Annotated in this window: 31 protein-coding genes and 1 pseudogene; 7 read left to right on the plus strand and 25 right to left on the minus strand. The window is 37.0% G+C overall.

The genetic code is table 11. The annotated features are described in order from the left end of the window. Window positions 1-10: 10 nt before the first annotated feature. The 5 genes from ACQKOF_RS14445 to ACQKOF_RS14465 are packed head-to-tail and all read right to left on the minus strand — an operon-like array spanning window position 11 to window position 4,230. On the minus strand, window positions 11-847 hold the full coding sequence (locus ACQKOF_RS14445; protein WP_427558216.1) for an ABC transporter ATP-binding protein: 837 nt from the start codon (window positions 845-847) through the stop codon (window positions 11-13). Continuing rightward, window positions 844-1,845, minus strand: coding sequence for a FecCD family ABC transporter permease (locus tag ACQKOF_RS14450; RefSeq protein WP_427558219.1), 1,002 nt, complete (start codon window positions 1,843-1,845; stop codon window positions 844-846). The genes ACQKOF_RS14445 and ACQKOF_RS14450 overlap by 4 nt, the downstream gene beginning before the upstream one ends. 14 nt (window positions 1,846-1,859) lie before the next feature. Then, window positions 1,860-3,002 carry an ABC transporter substrate-binding protein gene (locus ACQKOF_RS14455; RefSeq protein ID WP_427558222.1) on the minus strand — a complete coding sequence of 381 codons (1,143 nt, stop codon included), beginning with the start codon at window positions 3,000-3,002 and terminating at the stop codon, window positions 1,860-1,862. After that, on the minus strand, window positions 2,999-3,601 hold the full coding sequence (locus ACQKOF_RS14460) for a hypothetical protein (protein ID WP_427558225.1): 603 nt from the start codon (window positions 3,599-3,601) through the stop codon (window positions 2,999-3,001). Before ACQKOF_RS14460 ends, ACQKOF_RS14455 begins: the two co-directional genes overlap by 4 nt. Next, window positions 3,601-4,230: a hypothetical protein gene (locus tag ACQKOF_RS14465; RefSeq protein WP_427558228.1), complete on the minus strand. Its 630-nt coding sequence runs from the start codon at window positions 4,228-4,230 to the stop codon at window positions 3,601-3,603. Before ACQKOF_RS14465 ends, ACQKOF_RS14460 begins: the two co-directional genes overlap by 1 nt. Window positions 4,231-4,457: 227 nt before the next feature. Between ACQKOF_RS14465 and ACQKOF_RS14470 the strand changes: the two genes are divergently transcribed. Both ACQKOF_RS14470 and ACQKOF_RS14475 read left to right on the plus strand, forming a co-directional pair. After that, window positions 4,458-5,093, plus strand: coding sequence for a hypothetical protein (locus tag ACQKOF_RS14470; RefSeq protein ID WP_427558231.1), 636 nt, complete (start codon window positions 4,458-4,460; stop codon window positions 5,091-5,093). Further along, window positions 5,090-5,728, plus strand: a complete 639-nt coding sequence (locus ACQKOF_RS14475; RefSeq protein WP_427558233.1) for a hypothetical protein — start codon at window positions 5,090-5,092, stop codon at window positions 5,726-5,728. The genes ACQKOF_RS14470 and ACQKOF_RS14475 overlap by 4 nt, the downstream gene beginning before the upstream one ends. 78 nt (window positions 5,729-5,806) lie before the next feature. On the opposite strand, the gene ACQKOF_RS14480 is transcribed toward ACQKOF_RS14475, so the two are convergent. The 9 genes from ACQKOF_RS14480 to argF all read right to left on the minus strand — a co-directional run bounded on the left by ACQKOF_RS14480 (window position 5,807) and on the right by argF (window position 13,726). After that, window positions 5,807-6,319, minus strand: a complete 513-nt coding sequence (locus ACQKOF_RS14480) for an N-acetyltransferase family protein (RefSeq protein WP_427558235.1) — start codon at window positions 6,317-6,319, stop codon at window positions 5,807-5,809. Between the two features lie 26 nt (window positions 6,320-6,345). Further along, a complete protein-coding gene (locus ACQKOF_RS14485; protein ID WP_427558238.1) occupies window positions 6,346-7,053 on the minus strand; it encodes an amino acid ABC transporter permease in 708 nt (235 codons plus the stop codon). Window positions 7,054-7,065: 12 nt separating this feature from the next. Further along, the gene (locus tag ACQKOF_RS14490) at window positions 7,066-7,770 is read right to left on the minus strand and encodes an amino acid ABC transporter permease (protein ID WP_427558241.1); all 705 of its coding nucleotides are present in this window, start codon (window positions 7,768-7,770) and stop codon (window positions 7,066-7,068) included. Window positions 7,771-7,796: 26 nt separating this feature from the next. Continuing rightward, the gene (locus ACQKOF_RS14495) at window positions 7,797-8,621 is read right to left on the minus strand and encodes a transporter substrate-binding domain-containing protein (RefSeq protein WP_427558244.1); all 825 of its coding nucleotides are present in this window, start codon (window positions 8,619-8,621) and stop codon (window positions 7,797-7,799) included. A gap of 15 nt (window positions 8,622-8,636) precedes the next feature. Further along, the gene (locus ACQKOF_RS14500) at window positions 8,637-8,909 is read right to left on the minus strand and encodes a glutaredoxin family protein (RefSeq protein ID WP_427558247.1); all 273 of its coding nucleotides are present in this window, start codon (window positions 8,907-8,909) and stop codon (window positions 8,637-8,639) included. Between the two features lie 13 nt (window positions 8,910-8,922). Next, a complete protein-coding gene (locus tag ACQKOF_RS14505; RefSeq protein ID WP_427558250.1) occupies window positions 8,923-9,936 on the minus strand; it encodes an LLM class flavin-dependent oxidoreductase in 1,014 nt (337 codons plus the stop codon). A 46-nt stretch (window positions 9,937-9,982) separates the two neighbouring features. Then, window positions 9,983-11,311 carry an LLM class flavin-dependent oxidoreductase gene (locus tag ACQKOF_RS14510; RefSeq protein ID WP_427558253.1) on the minus strand — a complete coding sequence of 443 codons (1,329 nt, stop codon included), beginning with the start codon at window positions 11,309-11,311 and terminating at the stop codon, window positions 9,983-9,985. 187 nt (window positions 11,312-11,498) lie between these two features. Beyond that, window positions 11,499-12,398: a LysR family transcriptional regulator gene (locus ACQKOF_RS14515; protein ID WP_427558255.1), complete on the minus strand. Its 900-nt coding sequence runs from the start codon at window positions 12,396-12,398 to the stop codon at window positions 11,499-11,501. A gap of 362 nt (window positions 12,399-12,760) precedes the next feature. After that, on the minus strand, window positions 12,761-13,726 hold the full coding sequence (argF, locus tag ACQKOF_RS14520; protein ID WP_427558257.1) for an ornithine carbamoyltransferase: 966 nt from the start codon (window positions 13,724-13,726) through the stop codon (window positions 12,761-12,763). Window positions 13,727-13,962: 236 nt separating this feature from the next. Between argF and ACQKOF_RS14525 the strand changes: the two genes are divergently transcribed. Both ACQKOF_RS14525 and ACQKOF_RS14530 read left to right on the plus strand, forming a co-directional pair. Next, window positions 13,963-14,421, plus strand: a complete 459-nt coding sequence (locus tag ACQKOF_RS14525; RefSeq protein WP_427558259.1) for a MarR family winged helix-turn-helix transcriptional regulator — start codon at window positions 13,963-13,965, stop codon at window positions 14,419-14,421. A 13-nt stretch (window positions 14,422-14,434) separates the two neighbouring features. Then, window positions 14,435-15,430: a serine hydrolase domain-containing protein gene (locus ACQKOF_RS14530; protein WP_427558261.1), complete on the plus strand. Its 996-nt coding sequence runs from the start codon at window positions 14,435-14,437 to the stop codon at window positions 15,428-15,430. A gap of 69 nt (window positions 15,431-15,499) precedes the next feature. Here ACQKOF_RS14530 and ACQKOF_RS14535 read toward each other — a convergent pair whose 3' ends face one another. Together ACQKOF_RS14535 and ACQKOF_RS14540 are read right to left on the minus strand one after the other, a co-directional pair. Then, on the minus strand, window positions 15,500-16,270 hold the full coding sequence (locus tag ACQKOF_RS14535) for a thioesterase II family protein (protein ID WP_427558264.1): 771 nt from the start codon (window positions 16,268-16,270) through the stop codon (window positions 15,500-15,502). A gap of 3 nt (window positions 16,271-16,273) precedes the next feature. Then, window positions 16,274-17,164 (minus strand): hypothetical protein, encoded by an 891-nt coding sequence (locus ACQKOF_RS14540; protein ID WP_427558350.1) that lies wholly within the window; start codon window positions 17,162-17,164, stop codon window positions 16,274-16,276. A gap of 302 nt (window positions 17,165-17,466) precedes the next feature. Between ACQKOF_RS14540 and ACQKOF_RS14545 the strand changes: the two genes are divergently transcribed. Next, a complete protein-coding gene (locus ACQKOF_RS14545; RefSeq protein WP_427558267.1) occupies window positions 17,467-18,174 on the plus strand; it encodes a hypothetical protein in 708 nt (235 codons plus the stop codon). Window positions 18,175-18,394: 220 nt separating this feature from the next. Then, window positions 18,395-18,973: a hypothetical protein gene (locus ACQKOF_RS14550; protein ID WP_427558270.1), complete on the plus strand. Its 579-nt coding sequence runs from the start codon at window positions 18,395-18,397 to the stop codon at window positions 18,971-18,973. A gap of 277 nt (window positions 18,974-19,250) precedes the next feature. On the opposite strand, the pseudogene ACQKOF_RS14555 reads toward ACQKOF_RS14550, so the two are convergent. From ACQKOF_RS14555 to ACQKOF_RS14575, 5 genes and pseudogenes are all read right to left on the minus strand, one after another. Beyond that, window positions 19,251-19,394, minus strand: a pseudogene (locus ACQKOF_RS14555) (tyrosine-type recombinase/integrase); the annotation flags it as partial. A 688-nt stretch (window positions 19,395-20,082) separates the two neighbouring features. Then, window positions 20,083-20,388, minus strand: coding sequence for a tyrosine-type recombinase/integrase (locus tag ACQKOF_RS14560; protein WP_427558353.1), 306 nt, complete (start codon window positions 20,386-20,388; stop codon window positions 20,083-20,085). Further along, on the minus strand, window positions 20,381-20,650 hold the full coding sequence (locus ACQKOF_RS14565) for a hypothetical protein (RefSeq protein WP_427558273.1): 270 nt from the start codon (window positions 20,648-20,650) through the stop codon (window positions 20,381-20,383). Before ACQKOF_RS14565 ends, ACQKOF_RS14560 begins: the two co-directional genes overlap by 8 nt. A gap of 83 nt (window positions 20,651-20,733) precedes the next feature. Further along, window positions 20,734-21,822, minus strand: a complete 1,089-nt coding sequence (locus tag ACQKOF_RS14570) for a M42 family metallopeptidase (RefSeq protein WP_427558276.1) — start codon at window positions 21,820-21,822, stop codon at window positions 20,734-20,736. A gap of 98 nt (window positions 21,823-21,920) precedes the next feature. Next, entirely contained in the window at window positions 21,921-22,406 is a 486-nt protein-coding gene (locus ACQKOF_RS14575; RefSeq protein ID WP_053484956.1) for a dUTP diphosphatase, read from the minus strand. A gap of 102 nt (window positions 22,407-22,508) precedes the next feature. On the opposite strand from ACQKOF_RS14575, the gene ACQKOF_RS14580 reads away from it, so the two are divergent. Beyond that, window positions 22,509-22,904: a hypothetical protein gene (locus ACQKOF_RS14580; RefSeq protein ID WP_053484957.1), complete on the plus strand. Its 396-nt coding sequence runs from the start codon at window positions 22,509-22,511 to the stop codon at window positions 22,902-22,904. Window positions 22,905-22,963: 59 nt separating this feature from the next. On the opposite strand, the gene ACQKOF_RS14585 is transcribed toward ACQKOF_RS14580, so the two are convergent. From ACQKOF_RS14585 to infC, 4 genes are all read right to left on the minus strand, one after another. Further along, complete coding sequence (locus ACQKOF_RS14585) at window positions 22,964-23,224, minus strand: DUF1294 domain-containing protein (protein ID WP_427558280.1); 261 nt, start codon at window positions 23,222-23,224, stop codon at window positions 22,964-22,966. Between the two features lie 94 nt (window positions 23,225-23,318). Next, window positions 23,319-23,678: a 50S ribosomal protein L20 gene (gene rplT, locus ACQKOF_RS14590; RefSeq protein WP_049667524.1), complete on the minus strand. Its 360-nt coding sequence runs from the start codon at window positions 23,676-23,678 to the stop codon at window positions 23,319-23,321. A 54-nt stretch (window positions 23,679-23,732) separates the two neighbouring features. Next, window positions 23,733-23,933 (minus strand): 50S ribosomal protein L35, encoded by a 201-nt coding sequence (gene rpmI / locus ACQKOF_RS14595; protein ID WP_004226312.1) that lies wholly within the window; start codon window positions 23,931-23,933, stop codon window positions 23,733-23,735. 31 nt (window positions 23,934-23,964) lie between these two features. Continuing rightward, entirely contained in the window at window positions 23,965-24,468 is a 504-nt protein-coding gene (gene infC / locus ACQKOF_RS14600; protein ID WP_012295602.1) for a translation initiation factor IF-3, read from the minus strand. Window positions 24,469-24,701: the final 233 nt, after the last annotated feature.

Consider the following 24,701-nt stretch of genomic DNA (forward strand, 5'->3'; position numbering starts at 1 on the left):
ACCGTGTTTATTATTGTAGTTTATCATAACGACTGTTACGCTCCGTACCAAGTGCACGTGGTATCATCGTTTCGACCAGATAATCTTCTTCTTCAAAGATAATTTTTTTCAATTCAATATTAAAAAATTCCTTCATCCTTGCTTCTGTCATTACTTCCTGGACGTTACCGTAAACGACCCCTTTTTCTTTTGCTGTCATTAAGACTCGATCTGCTAGATAAAATGCATGATTTGGGTAATGGGTATTGATGATACATGAAATACCACGTTCCTTTGATAAACGCTTAATAGTTTGTAAAATAACTATTTGTTTTTGAATATCCAAATGCGACTCTGGTTCATCTAAAATCAAAACTTCTGGCTCCGAAACAAGAGTTCTTGCGATTAAAGCTAACTGCAACTCACCACCGCTAATTTCATTGCATGATTTTTTAGCAAGATGTAAAATATCAATCGTCTTCAGTGCTTGATGAGCAGCTTCCAAATCCTTCGCAGAAGGCTGAGCTAGCGTGCTAATATACGGAGCCCTTCCCATTACAACAAGCTCTTCTACTGAAAATCCAAATACCATTTTATGTGCTTGAGGTACATAACCAACACGTTTCCATAGTTCTTTACGATTTAATGTTGCAAGTGGTTTGTCGTCGATTAAAGTCTTTCCTTTTTTCCATTCAAGTAACCCTGTTATACATTTTAACAACGTCGTTTTCCCTGCTCCGTTCGGACCTAGAATCGCCATTATTTCACCAGGATCCAATGAGAAATTGATGTCTTGTGCATATAAATCAGGTAATTTTTTTCTTCTTCTTTCATAATGATAATTACCGTTTATAACTTCAATTTTCATGCCCAGCCACCTCCTGAACGGCGTAATAAATAAGCAAAGAAAGGCGCTCCAATAATTGCTGTTAGAATAGATAAAGGTATTTCCGTTGCTGTTAATGAACGAGCTAAATCATCAATTATTAATAGATAAACACTACCAATTGCCACAGATACCGGTAATACAAATTGATTATTATTTCCGACAAGTATACGTGCAACATGTGGAATAATTAAACCAACCCAACCAACAATACCAGCAACAGCTACGGATGCAGCTGTAATTAAAGTTGCTCCGAAAATGACTAACCATTTTAAACGTGTAACTGGAATTCCCATTGACTTTGCTTCATCCTCAGGCAATGTTAAAATATTTAACCTCCATCGTAGTAAATACAGTAATATGATTCCAATTAAAATTAGCGGACCACCAATAAATAAATCCTTGTAGGTTGCCGTGCTAAGACTCCCCATTAACCAGTAAGTAATTGCCGGTAATTTTTCCTCCGGATCGGCCACAAATTTTGTTAACGATATTAATGCATTAAAAAGTGCGGAAGTCACAACACCAGCTAACACAAACATAAAAATAGGGGCATTCTTTTTTGCACCAGCAATTAAATACGTAAAACCAATCGCTCCTAATCCAAAGAGAAGTGCCAACATTTGCGCATAAATATTTTGACCAAATAATAATATCCCTAGTGAAGCTCCGAATCCCGCACCTGCAGAAACCCCTAAAATATCAGGGGATACTAATGGGTTTCCAAACATCCCTTGGAATCCCGCACCTGCAATAGATAAACCACCACCAATTAGTAAAGCTAGTAAAATTCTTGGCAAACGAATATTCAGAACTACAGTTTCTTCCATCTGCGTCCATGTCTGCTCTACAGTAATTACTTTAGAAGCCAGTATTTTAATGATCTGCTCTAAACCTACTTCAAATCGACCAATCCCAAGAGAAACGATTGCTACCAAAATCGGTAGCAACCATAAAAGTGCAATTTTCCATTTCTTCATAATTACAATCACCCTTAATATTTTGCTGCATCTGAAGAAGGATTTAAGATAGAATGGATTTCATCATCCGAAATATCGAATTCGTAGAAGTCCTTGTAATACGCTTTAATCTCATCTTCTATTTTATAATCAAATAATGTTGGATGATTTTTTTGTGCCATCCATTTTAGCATTAATGGCGCATCGCCACTTGGTGGGAACCAGCGATAAATACCTAGTGGAATTTTATAAACTTTACCCTCTTGAACAGCCTTCACCTGACTCCAATCCTGTCCACTCACCTTGTTTTCAAGTAAGTCCTCTGGCTGCGTTTCAGTAAAGTTGGTGATATAAATGATATCTGGATTCCAAGCATAGATTTGCTCCATATTTACTTCTTTTCTTCCGTCCACATCATTTTCAGCTACATCTATAGCTCCAGTTGCATTAAGCCATTGGTTACCAAAGAAATTTCTACCACCGACAGTAATTGATTTATCATTATGCATATGTAAAATCATTGCTCGTGGCTTGTCCTGTGTGACAACATCTTTCAATTTAGTATTAAGTTCTGACTGTACTTTTTTACCTTCATCCAAGAAGCGGTCAGCACGATCAGTTGTTCCTGTTATTTGACTCGTTAAAGTCAACCAACTATTGAATGTTGCTAGAGGCTCAGCTGCTGCTGCATCAATAGCTTTTACAGCAACAACAGGAATTCCAGCTTCAGAGATTTTGTTAATTGAATTCTCATCTGTTGCAATTTCTACGTAGAGCTGAGGATTTATTTTCATTAATTCTTCTACATTTACTTCCCCGTTTTGTACAAAGGATGTTTCTGCTTTTAAAACATCTGGTGAGATTTTTGCTAAAATTGAATTTTTCGCGGCATTATACGAATTTGGGTGCATTCCAACAATTTCTTTCGTTGAGTTCGTAGCGACATACCATGTGGAGAAATAAGGTAAAATACCCCCTGTCACGACACGCTCAATTGTGCTTGGTACTGTTACTTCACGCCCAAGCTGATCGGTCACAATTTTTTCCTCCGCTGTTGTCTGAACCTCCGATTTTGAAGTTTCAGCAGATTGATTAGATGCTGATCCTCCATCTTGATTGCCACAGGCTGCAAGCATTGCAGTTAATGCTAAAGTAGCTAAATAACCATATTTTTTCATTGATTTTCTTCCTCTCTTAACCATTTTGCTATTCCATGTAAAAAGGGCTTCGACTGATCGATAAAACCAAGCCCAATATGAAACATTGGATCAAGCGTTGTGACAACTAATTCGCCTTTAAAACTTACATTGTCGATATAAAATAGAGAGCGACCGCCTGGAATATCGAGTAATGATTGGGCACCAGCTGGTGGTAAAAATGAACCATGATAATGCCACTTCATATCACCAAGCGTTATAAATTTAAATAATGGATGTGTTATATTTTGCTCACTCATTGGTAAATCACCACCGTCGCGTACCCACCAGCTAAAATTAACTTCCGAATCCTCCCAATCGATTGTAGGAAACCAATTATCTAAAATCTCACCAAAAATAATGAGTCGCTTACCTGATTCAATAAATATGAGAAGTTGAGATTGATAACGCTTCAAATGAGAAATATCTAGACGACATGATAAAATCAAAGTGTCATAATTTTCTAAATTATATCGATGTAATTCACGAATATGTAAAATATCGTCATATAAATAATGAAATTCCTGCTCTGCAAAAAATCGCTTTTGAAAGGGTAATCCATTTGTTACGATTCCAATCATTATTCCTTCACTCCATTCAATTGATTGTGCTCGTACTCTTCTCGGATGCAAGAAAGCATTTGCAAACTTAAATAACGCGAGGAATTTTCTTCATTAATAAATACTCGGTAAATATCCGTCCCTGCACCCGCAAAAATTGTGCCATTGGTCGAATCACGATCTACATAAATGATAGTTGCACCACTTTGATCCGTCACAAGTACCTCAGCATGTAATGGAGTTTTTTCAAAATAACCACGAGAAAAAAATCCTCTAACTCCTTTACGGTAGTTAATGTCATATGCATCAATACCTACAAACAATGGATGTATAGGCTCTTTTATAATTATTTCACGATCCTTTAATGGAATCGGAGAACGTTTCCAGTTAGGAACTCCCGCTAACCAAGGTAATGATGTCTCTGTAAGTGAAAAAATAACGCCACCCTGAGACAAATATTGATCCAAAACATTTTTATGCTCTAATAAAAATTGCTCTTCTACTAAATTAGTAATAATTAAGCCTGCATAGGCACGTAAATCGGTATACGGTAAATCATATAAATATAAAAACGTTAATCCTCGCCTTCGATCCTCATCTGTCAGTCTCGAAAATTGTATATCAATACCAACATAAGCAATTGGTTTCAAAGAGAACCCTTCTTTCTATTTCGTTTTAATTGATAATGATTATCATTTGCATCTAAATACATCTTACAGTATATTGATAATGATTATCATTGTCAAATAAGTTTTATGTACTTCCTTTTGTTTCCAAGACATTTGTAGAATAATATCACCATTGAACATTATTCAAAGAGCATAAAATATTTTTTCAATATAATTTAGTACTTAACTTTTCTTTTGGAGGAATCAATATGAGTGTCCCAATTTCGATACTAAAACTAGACCCTGGACATGCTTTCGGTGTGAATGGTCGTATGCAAAAAGATACAGGTAATGAAGCAAAAATAATTGATCAATATGATTTTGCATACGCAAATCTAGAAGAAGTGGATGTTATCCTAATACCTAATTTTATTGATCAAGAATTTTTGTACAGTCAACGTGAGAAGATTGCTGCGTTTTTGGAAGAGAAGAAAATCGTAGTGTATTGTGGCCATCTATTCCGTGAATGGCTACCAGGTTGTAGTCCATTCATGCCACAGCTTATTCGTAATTATAAAGACTATGAGGTTTTTCCAACTGCAGATTCAGCTATTTTTCAAGATGTAACTACTGAAGATATGACATTTAAAAAAGGAGTTGCTGGCTTTTTTGCACGTGGTTTTCATCATGCACCAGACGATGCAGAAAAATTACTTACTTTTTCAAACGGTAAAGCCGTTACATATGTAGATCGTACAACAACAAAAGGTACTATTTTAGTCCATGCAGGACGTGATTTACTAGGCTATGCTAATGAAAACAAATCAACTGACCGTATTCGCCCACAATTTTTAACATGGCTTGAAGAAGAAGTACAATCATTAAAGGAGAGCACAGAACTATGAGAAGAATCGGTGTTATATATAGTGGTAATGAGTCACATTATCGTACATTTCATGAACCAAAATTCAATCAATATATAAAAAAATTAATTTATCACCCTGATTTCCTAGAAACGGACATCGACGACTTAGATGTACTGATTGTTCCCTCTCAATTAAACAACAAACTTTTACTCGCTAGCGTGTCAAAAATACACTCGTTTGCTGAAAAAGGTGGAATTGTAGTTGCATTTGGACCACAGCCATGGAATTGGCTACCTGCACAACAGTGGGAAGAACGACCAACAAATTTTTGGTGGTGGCTTGAAAAAGATGCTTCAAGTGGTCTAGTATTACAAAAACCAGAACATCCTCTGTTTAACGGTTATTTAACACTTGCAGACTGCACATGGCATCAACATGGCGTTTTCTGGCCTCCTGATAATGCAGATATTTTAGTAACAACAGAAGATGGTGGTGCAGTTTTATATATTTATACTGCCTCTACCGGCGGAACATGGATCATTACGACATTAGATCCTGATTTCCATTTCGGCTCTTACTTTATGCCAGCAACTGAGCGATTCCTTGAAGGCTTTTTCCCACACTTAGCCTTTGGAAAAATTTCACAAAACACTGATTCAAAAGCAAATCCATAGAAAAAGGGGCGAATTAACCCTTTTCCTATGGCATTTAAACGAGAAATTATACTTAATAGACAACATACTATGCTTTATTTATAAATCATAGCGGAAGCTTTTTACTAGCTTATCTCCCTTATTAAATTCTTTAGATTCATCTCTTACGAAGCCTAGCGATAAGTAAAGATTAATAGCGGCCTGCATTATATCACCTGAGTGCAAATATAATGCTTGATCCTGACGATTGCGAGCAAAGGTAAAACTTTCATGCAATAATTTTTTAGCAACACCTAGCCCTCTTCCGTTAGGATGCACGCCAAGTAAGCGCACAATGGTAGACTGTATGTTAAGCTCTGGCAAACCATACGCTTTTTCAGAATCTGTAAATAATTGCAGTCCCCCTAAAATCTCATCGCCACGCTTTGCCACTAAAATTGTGTCTGCATTAGGATTACCAACAGATGCCCGAATATCACTTAAGTATGAACCCCAGTCCTCTGGGTTATCATATTCTTTTTCATATTGTGCATAACTTTCTACTAGAACCTCTAAATACCGTGCATAGTCTTCCTCTTTCAAATGTTCAATCACTATTTCAGCTACTGTCATCGTTCAATCCCCTTTCTAGACTCTATTTAAATGCCGCCCTTACTATAGGCAGTTACTCTTTTTTCAATACGATGTGCCAACCATTCAACAATAGCTGAAACACTCCAATAAATTAGCCCGACAGCGATAAATGCCTCCAAAAACTTTAAATTAATAGAAGCTACGATATTCGCAACTCCTGTTAACTCTTTAACTGAAAGGAAAAAAGCTAATGACGTGGCATGTAAGAACCCAATAAAAACATTTGTGAAGTTAGGTATGGATTTACTAAATGCTTGAGGTAATATATAGCGTCGCATCGCCTGTGAAAATGTTAAACCGACTGCATATGCTGCCTCTAGCTGTCCCTTAGGTACACTTAAAATACCGGACCGAATTATTTCGGAGGCATACGCTCCTGCACTTAACGTCAAAGCCAAAATAACAAAAAATAAAATAGGAATAGAGCTTGATTGAAACTCTAACTTGAAAGCTTTTGCAATGACATCAACTACAATGGGTATTCCAAAATAAACAAGCATAATGTGCATAATGATTGGTGTGCCTCTAAAAAAAGATACATAAAAATTCAACAATGGTGCGAAAATTTTCGTTTGTTGTATTCGCACAAATGCAACTATTATGCCGATTAAAATGCCCAATAAGACAGGCGTAACTGTCATGAACAAAGTTAACGGCAATACTTTACTAATTTCTATTAATGCGTCAAAAATAAAAGCATAATCTATAGTCATAGCATTTCCCCCCTAGCTAGATGCAGCTTCCTTTGGCATATATCGATTAAGATATCGTTCATTTCGTTTTAATACCTTTTCTACCAGCATAACAATGACATAATAAACGATGGACAGTGCTAAATATATCTCCAGCGCCCTTGTCGTTGAAGCAATAAGTGTTTCTCCACGTCCCACCATATCCATGACACCGATTGAAAATGCTAAAGAGGTATCCTTTAATGAACTTATCATCGTATTTGCCATATTTGGGAAGGCAACACGAATCGCCTGAGGGAGAACAATACGTAGAAAGGCCTGTATTCCACTGAATCCAACTGAATAAGCTGCCTCCATTTGTCCACGATCAACTGTTAAAATAGCCGCTCTAAAAATCTCAGCAAACGATGCAGCATTGCTCAACGTATAAGTAATAATCACAAAATACATAGCATCCATTCTTGTTACATCAATATTCACAAGCTTTAATAATGCCGGTATACCATAAAACACTAAAAACAATTGCACTAAAATCGGCGTACCTCTAATAAACGAAATATAAATCGTTATGATTTGCTTCAAAACTGGTATGTGTAGCAACTTTGGTATAGCGATCACTATACCAAGTAGCATGCCAAAAAGAATGGCGAACACCAAAATTTCGAGTGTTACTGGCAAATACTGAAGCAATATTGGAAGTACTTTTGCGATTAGCATGAAGTCAAAGTCATTAGCCATACTTCCCTCTTCCTCTCCTGTTTCGTTTAGAAGTCCACCGAATAATCGTCACCTAGCCATTTTTTACTTAGTTTACTAATGACACCCTCTGCCTTTAACTCTCGAATAGCATCATCAAGTCGCTCCTGTAAAACAACCTCGTCTTTATTTAATAAGAAGTAAACTTTTGAATTTAATAAAGCATCTCCTACAACCTTCTCCTGTGCTTCATTACTTTCGTTATAGTACTTTACAGCAAATGGTGTTGTAATGATTGCATCGATTCGACCTGTCGCAAGTTGATTGTGAACATCGACTGAGCCGGACGAATAGACAATATTAGCACCTAAATTATGTTTCTTATTGTATTTCTCTATATAGACAGCAGAGTTACTAGTTGGTGAAACACTAACGTTTTTCCCCTTCAAATCATCAATGGATTGAATAGAATTGTTTTTTGCATTAACTGTTACTTTTAATGGGAATACATTATAAGGCTCCTTATTAAATAGAAATTTCTCCTCTCGTTCACTATTGACTTCCATTTGATGGGCAATAAAGTCAATCTTCTTTGTCTCTAAACTTAGTAATAAATTTGAAAATTCCATTGTTTTAAATTCAAACTCATATTCTGGTAGTTTCTCGTCAATGGCGCGAACAAGCTCCACATCATAACCTGTTAAATTCCCCTTGTCATCAATGAAGCAGATATTTGGAAATTGGGTTCCTGTACCAACAATGATTTTTTGAACATCCTTTCCACCTTGTGCAGCTTTATTTTCACTAGTATCCCCTTCGGACTTTTCAGAACTTGAACAAGCTGTTAAAAGTAAAGCTAGTAGCAATAGTAAATAACATGATAATTTTTTCATAGAATCCCTCTCTTCTTATGCGTGCGACGGTATATCAACTGCAAGCCCTGCTTTTAAATGCTCCAGTCCAATCTCTGTTACTGCTATAAAGACGCCATTTGATCCAATTTCGACAACCGGAACATAGCGGACACCATATTTTGTTTCAAGGATGTCACGGAATGCGTCATTATGTGTCACATCCACTATTTTGTAAGAAATGCCTTGTTGTTGTAAATATGTTTTCACTTCATCACAATAACTACAGCCTTGCTTTGACCAAACAATTACATCTTTATTTTTTGCCATGTTTATTTCCTCCTTAGCTTACCGCTTCTTTTTGCTGTAAATGTAAATTAAATGGACTTAATAGCTCAAATGATCGTTCCCGTTCAAATTCCTTCAACACAGGTGTATGCAAAATAAACTCATCAATTTGATAGCGCACATGATAGTCATCTAATATCGTTTTAATATCTTCCGGAGTACCATATAAAATATCTGCATCATATTGCTTCACCGTAAATGACTCTCCAGATTCCTGACCAAATTTCTCTGCTAGCTCTACCGATTGTAATGTTAGGCTTTTGCCACCTGCTAAATGAACCTTCGTAATTTTTTGATCACCAATAAGCTCTTTCGCCTCCTCTTTTGTAGGGGCTGCAAGGGCTGCGATGGAAACGGCAAAATGACCGTTTGGATGATGCTTGCGATAAGCTATAGCTGCTTGTGCTAATACATCATTATCACTATTAATAAATCGCGCAAAGACGAACGCAATGCCTAGTGTGCCTGCAAGAGCGGCACTTTGTGGACTTGCCCCAAGTAAAAATAATGCTGGCTTTACCTTTGGAATCGGTGTTGCCTGTACGCCATATAATTCGTGCTCCGCTGGTACTATTTGCTCAATTAATTGCTGTAAGAATGTTAATCTTTCCTCAAAATCTTCTCCTTTATTGAGCGTGCCATATTGCAACGCCTTCGTAGAGAGAGGTAAACCGCCTGGTGCCTTCCCTATGCCTAAATCAACTCGCCCCGGCTCTAACGATGCGAGAACGTGAAAATTTTCTACTACCTTGTAAGGGCTGTAGTGCTGTAGCATCACTCCACCCGAGCCAATATTGATAGACTTTGTTTTAGCAAGTAGATAAGATACTAATACTTCTGGAGAAGCCCCCGCTAATGTATCTGTATTGTGGTGCTCTGACACCCAAAAACGTGAGTAGCCCAATTGCTCTGCTTTTTGTGCTAGAGCCACTGTTTTTTGTAAAGTCTGCTCGTTTGTTGCATCCTCAATAATAGGGCTTTGATCTAATATGCCTAATGAATAGCTCATACATTGCCTCCTCAATTACATTTATCCTTATACATTTACTAGGTTTTTAGACAGACTGTTTGACATAATGGCTTTCTTTAAATGGTAAACCTAAGTTACCTCGTAATGTGTCTGCCTCATATTCTTCACGGTATAGCCCTCTTGCTTGTAAAATTGGCACAACCTTATCTACAAAATCCTCCAGTGCTCCAGGTACAGTAACGCCTATAATAAAGCCATCAGCCGCCTCTAGCTCAAACCATTCCTGCACGAGGTCAGCGACATGCTCTGCTGTACCAAAGAATGCTGTTTTCGGGGTTGCTTCACGTAACGCAACTTGTCGCAATGTTAGCCCTTCTTGCTTGGCATACTTTTTAATATAATCAGTCGTACTTCTAAAGCTGTTTGCTCCAATATCACCAAGCTCTGGGAACGGAGCATCTACATCATATTGTGTAAAATCATGATGATCGAAATATCTTCCAAGATAAGCAAGTGCACGTTCTATCGAAACAAGCTCAATGATTTCCTGATACTTTGCTTCTGCTTCTTCAGGCGTATTGCCAATTATCGGAGAGATTCCTGGAAAAATTTTAACTTCATCTGGATTGCGTCCAAACGCCGCGACCTCAGTCTTTACCCTTTTATAAAATTTCTGTGACTCTTCTAACGACGCACCGTGCGTAAAAATCGCGTCTGCATCCTTTGCTGCTAATCGAATACCTGCATCTGAAGAACCCGCTTGGAAAATAACGGGCTGCCCCTGCTTAGAGCGTGCAATATTTAGCGGACCTTGTACAGAAAAATATTTACCCTTATGATTTAATGTGTGCAACTTATCAGGATTGAAAAATACATCATTTTCTACATCTGCGACGAAAGCATCATCTTCCCAGGAATCCCACAAGCCCTTTGCTACTTCTAAATATTCTTCAGCAATTTGATAGCGCTCTGCGTGGCTAGGGTGCTGCTCAATTGTTTTATTGTAGTTTAAGGCAGTGCTTTCTAAAGGGGTCGTTACGACATTCCATCCTGCACGCCCCCCGCTAATATGATCCAAAGAGGCAAATTGGCGTGCAACTGTAAATGGTTCGCTATAGGAGGTTGATACAGTACCTACTAACCCGATGTTTTTAGTTGCTACCGCTAGCGCCGAAAGAATTGTTATTGGCTCAAAACGATTTAAAAAATGAGGAATGGATTTTTCATTGATGAACAAACCATCTGCAATAAAAGCAACATCAAATTTCCCCTGCTCTGCCTTTTGTGCCTGCTGAATATAAAAAGGCAAGCTTACACTTTGATTGCTAGCCACCTTAGGGTGACGCCAGCCTGAAATATTACCACCTACACCATGAATAATAGCCCCGAATCGAATTTTGTCCTGTCTCACCATATTTGTTCCTCCTCAAATTTTATTTTTTACTAAACATAGTGGTTAAGTATGTTTTATAGTTAAAAAAATATTTTATTTATGGTTGCGCATAGATAAAATAGGATTGAGGAAGATAATACAGTTCATTTATACAATTTGCAATAGGTTACATAATAGAAAAAAATTTACTGTCTTATAAAATATTTTATCAATGCGAATTTTCTTGAATGCTTTCGAATTCCACAGCTGTATCAAATATTGTTTTCCAAAAGGCTGGCGCCAGTGTCTCTTTATTTTTATACGTTAAAAAAATGTGTTGATTCATATCCAGTAAATGCTTAACATCAATCTCAACAAATTCCCCACTTTCAAGTTCCCTTTTTACACAAAGATGCGGTAAGAAGCTCATATACTCTTTCGTACGAATAAATTCTTTCGCTACTTCTAAATGATCTGTTCGCACTTCAATATTTGCTGATACGCCCTCTACCTCAAACATTTTATGCACATAATTCCAATCAAAAGCCCCACATTCAAAAAACACCATTTTTTGTTGTGCCAGTTCCTTTGCTTTCATTGGATTTTGTTGTATAAAGGGATGCTCGCGATGCATTACAAGTTTGACTGCATTACTTAGCAATAGCTCATTGCAAATGCCTTCCCTATGCACGTATTGAATAAGACCAAGATGGATTTGATGACTTTGCAATTTCTCTAAAATCACCGCTGTTGAACCTGTGATAATCTGAAAACGCAAATGTGGAAAGTCTTTCTTCCATTTTGGCAATGCATAAGCCAAAAAATATTGTGCTGTGACACCATTTGTACCAATGCATACCTCGTCAGACTCCTTCGTTGCCTCTAATTGTTTCTTTCCTTGTTCGAAGGTTTGCACAATCTGTGTCGCAAACGGTACAAAATCCTTGCCTTTATCCGATAATATTACACTTCGCCCATCACGATGAAATAACTCTACATTCAACTCTCGCTCCAATGTTTTAATACGTGCCGTCACAGTCGGTTGAGATAAAAACAATGCATTTGCTGCCTTATGAATACTTTTATAATGCACTACATATAAAAACGCTTCGATATGGTCAATGTTCATCTGAAGCCCTCCACAAATTACTTATTTATCCTATTATATAGATAATAGTTTTAATTCTCTATATAAGATTGGAAAACTAGGGATTATAATTTAAAAATGTATCTGAAAAAAAGTAAATAGGCAGTTCAACAAGAAAAAAAGTAACCTAGCGTCTCCCAGGTTACTTTATTATGTAGCGATGTGGTCATCCATCTTGATAACATACATCACGCGCGGCTTACATCCCTCTGTCTGTAACCACTGTTATGCTATTCACATTGACACCCCCTGTTGTCAATATGAACTCTATCTATATAGTATTTCTCAAACTGAGAAGTATAATACTTGGCGTCTGTTCTTGCTCGAAATGTTCATTTATTGCATTAAGCTAGAATTGAGGCTAGCACTGCTTTTTGTGCATGGAGTCTATTTTCTGCTTGCTCAAAGATGTAGGAATTTGGGCCATCAATAACAGATGACGCTACTTCTTCTTCACGATGAGCCGGTAAACAGTGCAGGAACATATAATTCGGTTTTGCGTATGCGACAAGCTCATCATTAATTTGATAACCTGCAAAATCTTCTAGACGTTTTGCAGTTTCCTCTTCTTGCCCCATCGACGTCCATACATCAGCGTATACTACATCCGCGTTTATAACCGCATCTATAGGATCGTTTGTAATTGTAATTGTACTACTATTTGCTGCTGCGATAGCATGTGCTTTTGCGATAACATCTGCATCACATTCATAGCCAACTGGTGTTGCTACCGCCACATTCATTCCTACATGAGCAGAAGCGACTACTAATGAGTGCGCCACGTTGTTGCCATCTCCAACATATGCAATTTTTAGTCCTTTTAATTGACCTTTATTTTCAGCGATCGTTTCTAAATCCGCTAAAGCTTGGCATGGGTGATAAATATCCGTTAATCCATTGATAACCGGTATAGATGCATGCTCTGCAAGCTCCTTCACCATTGCATGAGAGTTCGCTCGAATCATAATACCATCTAAATAGCCTGATAACACATGTGCTGTATCATAAATCGATTCACCGCGACCAATCTGCAAATCACGTGCATGCATAAACATACCTTTTCCGCCTAATTGATTCATACCTACTTCAAATGAAATACGAGTACGAGTTGAATGTTTTTCGAAAATCATGCCGAGTGTCTTACCTTCTAGTAGCTTCGGACATTTCCCTTCTTTAGTAATCATTTTTAGCTGTGTCGCTAATTCAACTAACTGTTGAACCTCTTCACTTGTATAGTCTAGCAAGGTTAATAGGTCCTTGCCTTTTAAGCTAGACACTAACTTTAACTGTACTTCCTCGAGTAATTTCATAGCCTTCGCTCCTTGTTTCGTTGCTGTTGGGTTTAGTATAACAATGCATAAATATAAAATCAACTGAATTTTTATGTTTATTTTTAAAAATTAGAATCTTATCTTCGGATGTGTCTAAAATGCGAATATTTGAATGTTTATGCATATTTCAATTCCGTCGCATAGTCAAGAGAATTGCATTATTGTTAATACATATTTATAATTAATATATATTAATTATTTAGGTGGTAAAATACATGGATAAGGATTTGGTGCATCTTGTTAAAGAGATTAATCGAGTTGAATATGAAACCAATTTAATGTTAACTGAAGAATTTTCCTCATTGTTAGATGAAACATTAACTACAAAACAAGCAGTATTTTTAAGTCTTCTTCAGACGAAAGGTCCCCTTCAAACTTATGAATTAGCAAAGTTAATGGGTACATCTGCGAGTGCTGTTAGCCAATTAGTAAATCGGCTGGAGCAAGAAGGTTTTATAAAAAGAGAAATGAGTAAATTGGATCGTAGAGAGGTTATTATAGAACTAGATGAACGAGGACATCTTTATTTTCAAAAACAGGAAGAAATTGAGCTTGCTATTATTTATAAATATTATACAAAGCTCAAAAGAGAGGACTTGTTACAATTAAAGAACATACTTTCGAAATTACATTCTACTATTTCAGAGGAGCAGGAAAAAAATAAGCGTTCTTAATGGAGGTATTATTGTGGATTTACACGATTTAAAAAAGGACATATTTAAAATTGCTTATCCCTATATAAAAACCCGTCCAAATGTTGCTTTATCCATTGGTATCATTTCTCAAGACCAAGAAGCTACTTTTACTTTCGGTGGCTCGAATTTTATGCTGGAAGAAAAGCTATATATATATGAAGTTGGATCAATTTCTAAAGTTTTTACTACATCCATATTAGGGGAAATGATTCAGGAGGGAAAAGTCCATGTAGAAGATTCTATTGGCAAATACTTTTCTGAAATTCCTGATAATCACCCTGTCACACTCAAACGTTTAGCAAATCATACTTCTGGACTACCGGGAATAGGTGTGCTAAAGAACATTTCCAATCTTTTTGACGCACAAACACCTCGTGATCCTTTTTGTCAATATTCACTGAACGAGACTATACATTATTTTAAAACGCACACAGACGACCCAAAAGTTAAATTTAGATATTCTAACGTAGGAATGGGACTTTTAGGATATATTTTAGCCAATACACTTCACACTGATTATGAAGCAGCTATCAAACAAAGATTAACAGATCCTTTAGATATGCCAAATACATTTATTTCTATCCCTTCTGATCAAGTAGAGGCAGTATTGCAAGGATACACGATTCTTGGACATAAAAAGCCTCCGCTCCAAATGAATGACTTTATGGCAGCAGGGGCAGTCCGTTCAACTGTCAATGATCTTTTAAAATTTATGAAAGTACATTTAAGTGAAGAAAATTTAGGTTATACATTATCACATCAAGCTACTGAAACTTTTTCGGAACATATGGGTATTGGTCTAGGATGGCTTCTTGAGGACAATATCATTTGGCATAACGGTTCGACGAAAGCTTTTTCTAGTTATTTAGGGTTTGATAAAACGCAACAAACAGGTGTCGTTGTTCTATCAAACTATCGCTCTCCTATATTGGCAACAAACCCTGGGCAAATTGGTAAAAATATATTACAGCTTTTACAGGTTAAATAGATACTTTATATGAATACAAAACGGGGTATCTTTAATTTTAAGATACCCTCATTTTTAAAGTATTTTTTACTAAAGAAAAATCTTAGTAGAACTCTGCGTACAGGCCTGCTCTAAAGCCTTATAATAATCCTGTTTATTTTCATATGGGAAAAAGTGATTTCCTAAAAACTCTTTCAAATGAAAGGAATTTGTCGTCACATTTCCCCAATTTTTCATAACGCTTGCTGATGCGTCTGGATCATTAGTTCCGCAATGAGCAACAATCGGACCATGAAATAATTCATTACGATAATCAAAAGACTCATTTAAACGATAATCATTTTTTACAATAGGTAGAATATATTGTAAAACCCCTTTATTTTCCAACAGCTCTTTGGGGGTACCCCCTACTCGTATTAATTCTTTAACTAGTTCACTATCATCCATATATGTTTGATAGTCATCAGGGAAATGATCTTGAGGTGCATGGCGACCGGCTACTATTAATAAATTCACTTTTTTCTTATATTTTTCTTCTAGCAAACAGGCTGTTTTAAAAGCAAGAATAGCTCCCATGCTATGGCCATAAAAATATATTTGCGTTTGATGTGTTACTTTGTGAATTGCTTCTGCAATTTGTGGCATCACATAAAGATAATCTGTAATATACTGTTCTTTTATTCTAGTTGATTTACCAGGTAGCTCTATCGGAAATACAGCTATGATCTGCTTCCATATTTTCCAATTTCTAAAAGCGGCGGCACTGCCTCCAGCATGATGGAAACAGAAAAGCTTATTACTATGTTCGTAATACAACTCGTCCGCAAAAGGGAACCATTTTTTAACTTCTATCACACCCATTCTTCATCCTTCCTTGATATCTTTCGTTCTTAATGGTTCTCGTTCCCGTATGCAAACTTTGTGAGAGGGCCCTATTTTTTTACCAATATCATTCCATAATTTACAAGCTGTTAAATAATATTGTGTTGTTTGTTTAAAGTAAGAACAACTCCAAATATCTTCATAAAATGTTAGAAGAGAGCGTTCAACGCTTTTAGGCCATACCTTTTTATATAAATCTTCGAAGCTATTGTTTTGTGCAGTAAAGACAGTCTCCTCTACTGGATAGCTTAGAAATTTATTGTCTATTCTCTTATTTAAAATAGCCGATTCGTTTAATGACGAACTCATACACGGCATCCAATGCACTGAACCATGAGGGTCTGGTAAATACAATGTTCCTCTATTCGTTCCTAAAGTCACTCTGTGCAATAAATAAATGTTACTTTCTGGATTAGCTAAGTCCATTTGATTGAAAACACGTAATGTCACAGGGGTATCCCGTATTTGTCCAGATAGCATATAAAAAGGATCATGCTCTGTAGGAATATTAACTGGTGCAAGTATACAGGTTTGTAAACTACCAAGGGCTTGCCCTATAATATCTAACATTGGAAATAATACTTGGATACTACAAGCCGCCTCTAAATAAATAATATCACTAACTTCTCTTAATGTTTTCGCCGTTTGTAAAAAGGCATGTACGGCATCTACATTTGGATAAAAACTATTTAAGTGATACTTACAATTACCTACTTTCGCACTTTTAATTAGCTTTACATAGTCATCTTCATGAACAGGATGCTCCTGTATAACATGTATACCTTTCTCTAAAAATGCTTGTGCTATGCTTGTCCCTTCTCCACCCACGATCGTTGATTTAACAACAACGCACGCTTTCAGAATATGAGAAATTCATACATCACATCTTTATCACGCTAGTTAGTCCTCTAATCCAGCCTTAGTTCGTTGTTGAATAATATCACGTTCAAATACGGCTAACATACCAAACATTTCTGATTCATTAAGACCCGCTCGTGCCGTACATGATAACAATCCATTTAAAATTTAACTATTCTTTCATTAGTACCACTTGGAATCTTATGCGTCATGTTGACTACCTCAAAAAGCAGGAAACATATTTTATTTTACCTACACGACACTTCCTATCATGGTAAAATATCACTTGGTTTAATATTATTAGTGGAGGTAATTCAATGAAAAGACTGACATTATTTTTGGTATTTGTTTCTTTATTGGTTTTAGGTGCATGTAGTTCAGCTAGTGTAGCTAAGGACAAACCAGAAGAAGCAACTGCAGAAATTATTCAAACAGTTGTGACAGGAAAGGAAATTGAAGAATTAATAAAAGCAGGAGAAACAGACAAAGTCGAAAAAATGCTAAATGAAAGTACCTTAGAACCCAATATAGATATAGAAGCAGTAAAAAGTTACATCACCTTTTTAAAATCCGATGAACTAATGTCTTTAAAAACAGCAAAATTAATGGATAGTGTAGATTTTGGTTATAGTGGTATTTTATCAACGGAGATCAGTAACGCTATTTACTTGCCACACGAAGAGGGTTCTCTAATAACAGGCATATTTAAAGACAGGGAAGGTTTCGATTACATAGATTGGAAGTATAATGATGCAAAAGATGCCTACGTTAAAGCAAAAGACTATAGTGAACTATCGGTAAAAGTTGAAGTCGAAAAAGCATTAAAGAAAAAGTTAGTTGAAGAAGCAAAAGGAAAGAATCCACATATAGGTATGACAAAAGAAGAAGTTGAGGCTTCGTTATGGGGACAACCTGAAACAATCAACAGAACAGTTACTGAATATAGTATTCATGAACAATGGGTATATGGACAAGGTCAATATCTTTACTTTACAGATGGTATCCTAACAAGTTTCCAAGACTAAATAACATTCATCTTAATTTAGAGTGTGAACGTAGTAGAGACGCTCAACTTATATACATGACTGGTTGGGTTGTCGGTAGCCCGGTGGAGTTGAAAAGTAACATTTCAGAGCACTTAAATGGATTCGAAAACGGCGAGAGATTTATGGTTAATTAAGAATGTGGTAGAGGAGAAACAAAACCTAGTTATATTCCAGGGCATAATTTGGAGGTTATTGAACAATGAAAAAGAATAACGTTTACAAAGTAATAATTGCATTTTTAACATCTATTATAGTGATGGGTATCATAGCTATATGGTATCTCGTATCTACCGATAGTTTTCCTACAAAGATCAAGCAAGAAAGTTTGAGCTCGAAAGATGAAATTGCTAAGGTGGTAGAATCCGAAGAGGTAGAAGCGGTTGAGGTGATCCACGAGCCCGCTACTGATAAATCTTGTCTGTCACCTGAAAACGCAATCACTTTAGACGAAATGTATGCGAATTACCAAGAGTTTAAACGTGTGGCACTTAATGAAGGTGGATCACTAAATTTCGATAATGCAATCAACGCTTATAACGGCATCACTAAGAACTTAGGTACATCGGTCCTTATGACCCGCTCAACTGCTTACGACAAAGAAGTATACAAAGTGGTAAACGAATGGGCTGAGGACGCTTCTAACGTCTCAGAAGACATGCTAGGTTTCATTCAAGGTACGCTGGAGGTGAATGACTCTAATTTAAATATCTTCAGAGCTTCGTTTGATGATCTTGATAACTTCTACGGAAATAAACAGAAATGGGAAAATTGCCAATGACTATGTATGACGTGAAGGGAGTAACTTCTAATGATTATATGCCGGGATGGGAGGCCGGAGAATTATTCTCCGTCTCCTGTGAAGCGGTTGGGTAGGGTAGGGTATCGTAGCACAGTGATGGATGAAAACTAATATAGCGGTGATGGTTTATATTGTTGAAACAGAGGAAATTAAATCCAATATTCGGAAATTATATTTAACATATGAACTATTTGAACAAGCTCTTTTTAGACTTGTTCTTTTTATTTTTCTACAAACTCTAATTTGTCTTTTAACGCTATAAATTATGATAAGTAGTAACAGCTAAATCACTATGCCCAAGAGCTTTACTAATAAGAGCTATACTTGCACCTTTATTTAGCAAATTCTTTGCGTATGCTCTCCTAATGGCATGAGCATTGATATTCTCTAATAAATATTTACACCAAGCATCTATCTTGAGTTGACAACTGTCTACGTCCCCCTATCATGAAGGCGGTCGAGTTGAAACGGCTCAATGCAAAAATGCCTTGCCTTGTTCTCAATAAATCAAAAAATGACTTAAGGGAACAAGACAAGACATTCAGCATAATCTCATGAATCCGTCATTTGAGGTATCCGTTTATGTATGCCCTTGTTTAAATGCGCTCTCTCGAACAATACATCTACTAATCTACTTCTGCCCCCGATAGTTGGTGTAATCCTTATACGTACCTTACACGTAGCGTAAATGCCTATTCTACTGTTATGAAAAACTCGGCAACAATTACAATGTGTGATGTATCCTGCGTAGCCGTAGCCACTCAGACCTTCCACTCCTAGCCGTTAATGGTCGCTAACACCATTCACACCCAAAGCGAAACAAGGAACGCTTATAGAGGGTGCTAGACGTTTGTGTGCGATGGGAACGTCATAACCTGTCAAGTTTAGTTACAATTGGTGTTACTAGGTTTCCACCAACGAGCCAACACGACCTCATGCTACCCAAAAAAGACAATAGGAAACTAGACCTTTGCATTTCCACTTTTTTTGAAGTAAAATGAAGGCATGTTAAACGCTCATATTTAGTTGTATTGGGTACTGCTAAATGCGTTGGAGGGTAGCATTGCGAGTGCTAACCCTCTTTTTGTTTATAAATAGTCACGTAAGCTCTCTGCTACTGTTTCCTCATCTAAATATAAATATCTGCTTGTTGTATGAAGGCTATCATGTCCTAGAGCATGTGAAACTAGGTTAATATTTGCTCCTCTTTTAATGAGATTTTGAGCATATAGTCTTCTTATGCTATGAGCATTAATATTCTTCAAACCATAGAGCCTACTGTACTTCCAAAGGTTTTTGGCAATCAAATTCGCAGGTGATACAGTGTCGTTAATCGGTGTAGCATGAGTAGTTAAAAATATGTAGCTATTCTTCTGTTTGTACTCCCTACGAATCTACATTGATTTCATGTAAATACTCTACCTTTACCATTTCTGCAAAGCGTTTACGTAATCCATTCAGCTTCATTTGCTGATTGAGTACGAGCAATACATGATTGATAGTAAGGTTCTTAATACTCTTATCATTCACTATGGGCATATAGAGCTTATCTACAATGCTTTGTTCTTCTGATATTGGCTCTTCTTCCTTTCGAGCTTGAATTGCCAAAATCTTTGTATCAAGGTCAACATTTATGTTCTTCTTTGGTCTAACCAACGCAAAAAGCCTCCTAACATTTTTGTTAGAAGGCAAAACTACGGTATATCTATTTAGTTCTTTCCGATGTTCTTTCAAAAGTATTAGTCAAAAATAATTTTATTGACAGCATCACGGTCTAATTTTTTAATAACTTCCACCATTAGTTTTACAGCATTATCGTAATCATCACGATGTAAAATGCCTGCATGTGAATGGATGTAGCGTGTAGCAATACCGATAGATAGAGCAGGTATACCATTTGCAGTTACGTGGATAGAGCCAGCGTCTGTACCGCCACCAGCCATTGCCTCGAATTGATATGGAATATTGTGCTCATCAGCCACATCTAATACGAATTCACGTAAACCGCGGTGTGATACCATTGATGCATCGTAGACAACAATTTGTGGACCAGCACCCATTTTACTAGTTGATTCTTTTGCAGTTACCCCTGGTGTGTCTCCTGCTACACCTACATCGACAGCAAAGCCAATATCTGGTTGGATCTTATGCGTAGCAGTTTTCGCACCACGAAGCCCTACTTCCTCTTGTACATTCCCTACAGAATAAAGGATGTTAGGATGCTTTTCATTTTGCAATGCTTTCATAACATCAATTGCAATCGCACAACCAATGCGGTTATCCCATGCTTTTGCTAATAAGTATTTTTCGTTTTTCATCACATTAAATTCGAAATATGGTGTTACCATATCGCCAGGACGTACGCCCCATTCAAGCACTTCATCTTTTGAAGCCGCACCAACATCGATAAACATATCTTTAATGTCTACTACTTTGTTACGCACATCTGCTGGTAAAATATGAGGAGGCTTTGAACCTATAACTCCAATAATTTCATCGCCTTTACGTGTTGTAATTGTTACACGCTGTGCAAGCATAACTTGGCTCCACCAGCCGCCTACAGTTTGGAATTTGATGAACCCTTTGTCATCGATTTGAGTAACCATGAAGCCTACTTCATCTAAATGACCTGCAACCATAATTTTAGGACCATTTTCATCGCCAACTTTTTTAGCAATGACGCTACCTAAATTATCTGTTTCAACTAAGTCTGCATATGGTCCAATGTATTTTTTCATGACCTCGCGTGGTGCACGTTCATTACCTGCAATACCATTCGCATCTGTTAAATCTTTAAACATTTGTAATGTTGGATCTAGTTGTGTCATCCTCTTTTGCCTCCTGACTCTTGTATCTTCTCTATTATACTTCGTTTACCGAAATATTCCTAGCTTAATCGTCAGAAAATTGGTGTATTTCTTACACTTTAATATCCCGAACGCTGACGATTATAATTTTCTTCATTTTTCTCTATATATGCCGTAACAACGTCCTCAAACGAAAAGCCTAGATTGAACGCAAGTAATCCATAGCATTGCCAGATCGCTAAATATCTATCCTCTGTAGGTTGACTAATAAAGCTTAAAATATAGTCTTGTGTCATTAAAAATGTCTCTGTTAAATCTCTCTTCTCTTCAATCACGGGCCATTTTTCTATTGCTGTATAACCTTTTAATAGGCCAAGTGATAATATAAAATGAATAGAATCTACATATTCCTCTAAAATCACATCTCGCTCTGAGGCTCCCTTTGTGCTCCAAAACTTAAAGCAACGTGTCTCATTTGCTAGTTCAGCTAGCTCCACCATTAAGGCTAAACCTTTTTCTTTAAATACATCACGTTCAATATTTTGTGTTTTCTCGATGAAATCATCAAGCTCTTTTTGCATTTTAAACAATTGTTGTAAATTCATTTTTTCTCCTAAATTTCTTAAAAATATTTATAAAAAGTGAAACTAATTGCCCTCTACAATCGTATAGGAAGGAATAACCTTTCTTCAAGGGGGAAATTAAAAATGTTGCCGTTACTTATTCGTCTTGCTGTTATTGCGCTTATTATCTATGTATTTTATAAAGCGATTCGTTATATAACCGATCCTAAGCGAAAACTTGATGAAGCCTATGAAAAAGGCCAATACTATTTTTATGATGACGTCAAAAATGTCCGAAAAAATTTCTTTATTTCTTATAAGGGTGCTCTTTTCGAAGGTGAAAAATACCTCGGCACTACTGAAGATGCCTTCGAGGTTGTTACGATTTTTGTTGGCGCCCGAGACGCCGCTACACTGCAAGGTTTTACGAAAAGAGACTTTGAATACCTACAGCAAGAAATCCTATTGAACTATCCGAGCGCAAAAATAAATTGGAAACAACCCATTGAAAAGCTTATGCACAACACATCCTCATCATGAGGATGTGTTTTTATTTATCGGAACATTTTCGGGTTTTATCGGATTGTTCTTGCGATTTATCACCATAATTGTACTAGGATAAAAAATTGAATAGCTGCTAGCAGTGGGAAGCCAAATGCAAAGCTGTTATGGCGTGTTTTATGACGGAATAAATACATTCCTAGCACGCCACCTACTGCTCCCCCAGCGATTGCCAATGTAAATAATGTGCGTTCTGCAATACGCCATTCATGTTTTTTTGCTTTTGATTTATCCATGCCCATCATAACGAGCAGGACTATAGAAACAATCGCCATATACGCTAATAATGCTTCTCCCATTGAGTACTCCTTTTATTATCTATTTACTACTACTCTAACACAAAAAAGACTGACGGATAAATCCATCAGTCTTGCGAAAGCATTATATCACTAATTATTTAGCAACTGCTTTTTTAGCAGATTCAGCTAATTGAGTGAATGCTGCTGCATCAGTTACAGCTAGGTCAGCTAACATTTTACGGTTAACTTCGATACCAGCAACTTTTAAACCGTGCATTAAGCGGCTGTATGAAAGGCCGTTCATGCGAGCAGCTGCGTTGATACGAGTGATCCATAATTTACGGAAATCACGTTTTTTCTGACGACGGTCACGGTATGCATATTGACCTGACTTCATCACTGCTTGGTTAGCAACTTTGTATAATGTATGTTTTGAACCATAGTAACCTTTAGCTAATTTCAATACTTTTTTACGACGTTTGCGCGTCACTGTTCCGCCTTTTACGCGTGGCATATGAATTACCTCCTGCTTTTCATTTAAAAATGAATATTAGTATTTTTTAGTCAATTATTTCATGTAAACAAGTAAAGATTTGATGCGTTTGAAGTCACCAGATGAAACGATATTTGCTTTACGTAGGTGACGTTTTTGTTTCGTAGATTTGTTTGCGAATAAGTGGCTTCCATAAGCACGGTCATATTTTAATTTACCTGAACCCGTTTTTTTGAAACGTTTCGCAGCTCCACGGTGAGTTTTCATTTTTGGCATGTCGAATTCCTCCTAAACTGTTCGTCTAATATTATTTCTCGTTCTTCGGTTGAAGAACTAAGAACATGCTTCGGCCTTCCATCTTCGGTTTTTGTTCAACCGTCGATACTTCAGCACAAGCTTCAGCAAAACGATCTAATACACGTTGACCAATGTCTTTGTGTGTAATCGCACGACCTTTGAAACGTAGGCTACATTTTACTTTATCGCCTTTTTCAAGGAATTTAATCGCATTACGTAGCTTCGTTTGGAAATCATGCTCATCGATTGTTGGGCTCAGACGAACCTCTTTCATTACGATGACCTTTTGATTTTTACGAATTTCACGGTCTTTCTTTTGCTGTTCAAACTTAAATTTACCATAGTCCATGATACGAGCGACTGGCGGCTTGGCTTGAGGGGCCACAAGGACAAGATCCAAGTTTACACGAGCGGCGATTTCTAGCGCTTCATTACGTGTCTTTACACCAAGCTGGTCACCATTGTGATCGATTAATCGAAGTTCACGTGCGCGAATGCCTTCGTTTACATACATGTCTTTGCTAATAGTAATCCACCTCCAAGTAGTTGTCGCGAATACATGGTTTGGGCAAAGCCTTGCCCGGTTGAACGGTACATCCTCTTGTCATGTCCATAAAAAAAGGACGGACACTAAGATGTCCGCCCGCTATATGTGCATGCGCAAGTCTGCGCAAAACAATTCAACGTGTAATACCTGTTCACAGCCTAAGAGCGTTGTATCAGGTGAGAAGCGGGCAGCCTCTACTT

It is taken from the genome of Lysinibacillus sp. NPDC093190 (assembly GCF_050280425.1).
In the GTDB taxonomy this organism is placed as follows: Bacteria; Bacillota; Bacilli; order Bacillales_A; family Planococcaceae; genus Lysinibacillus.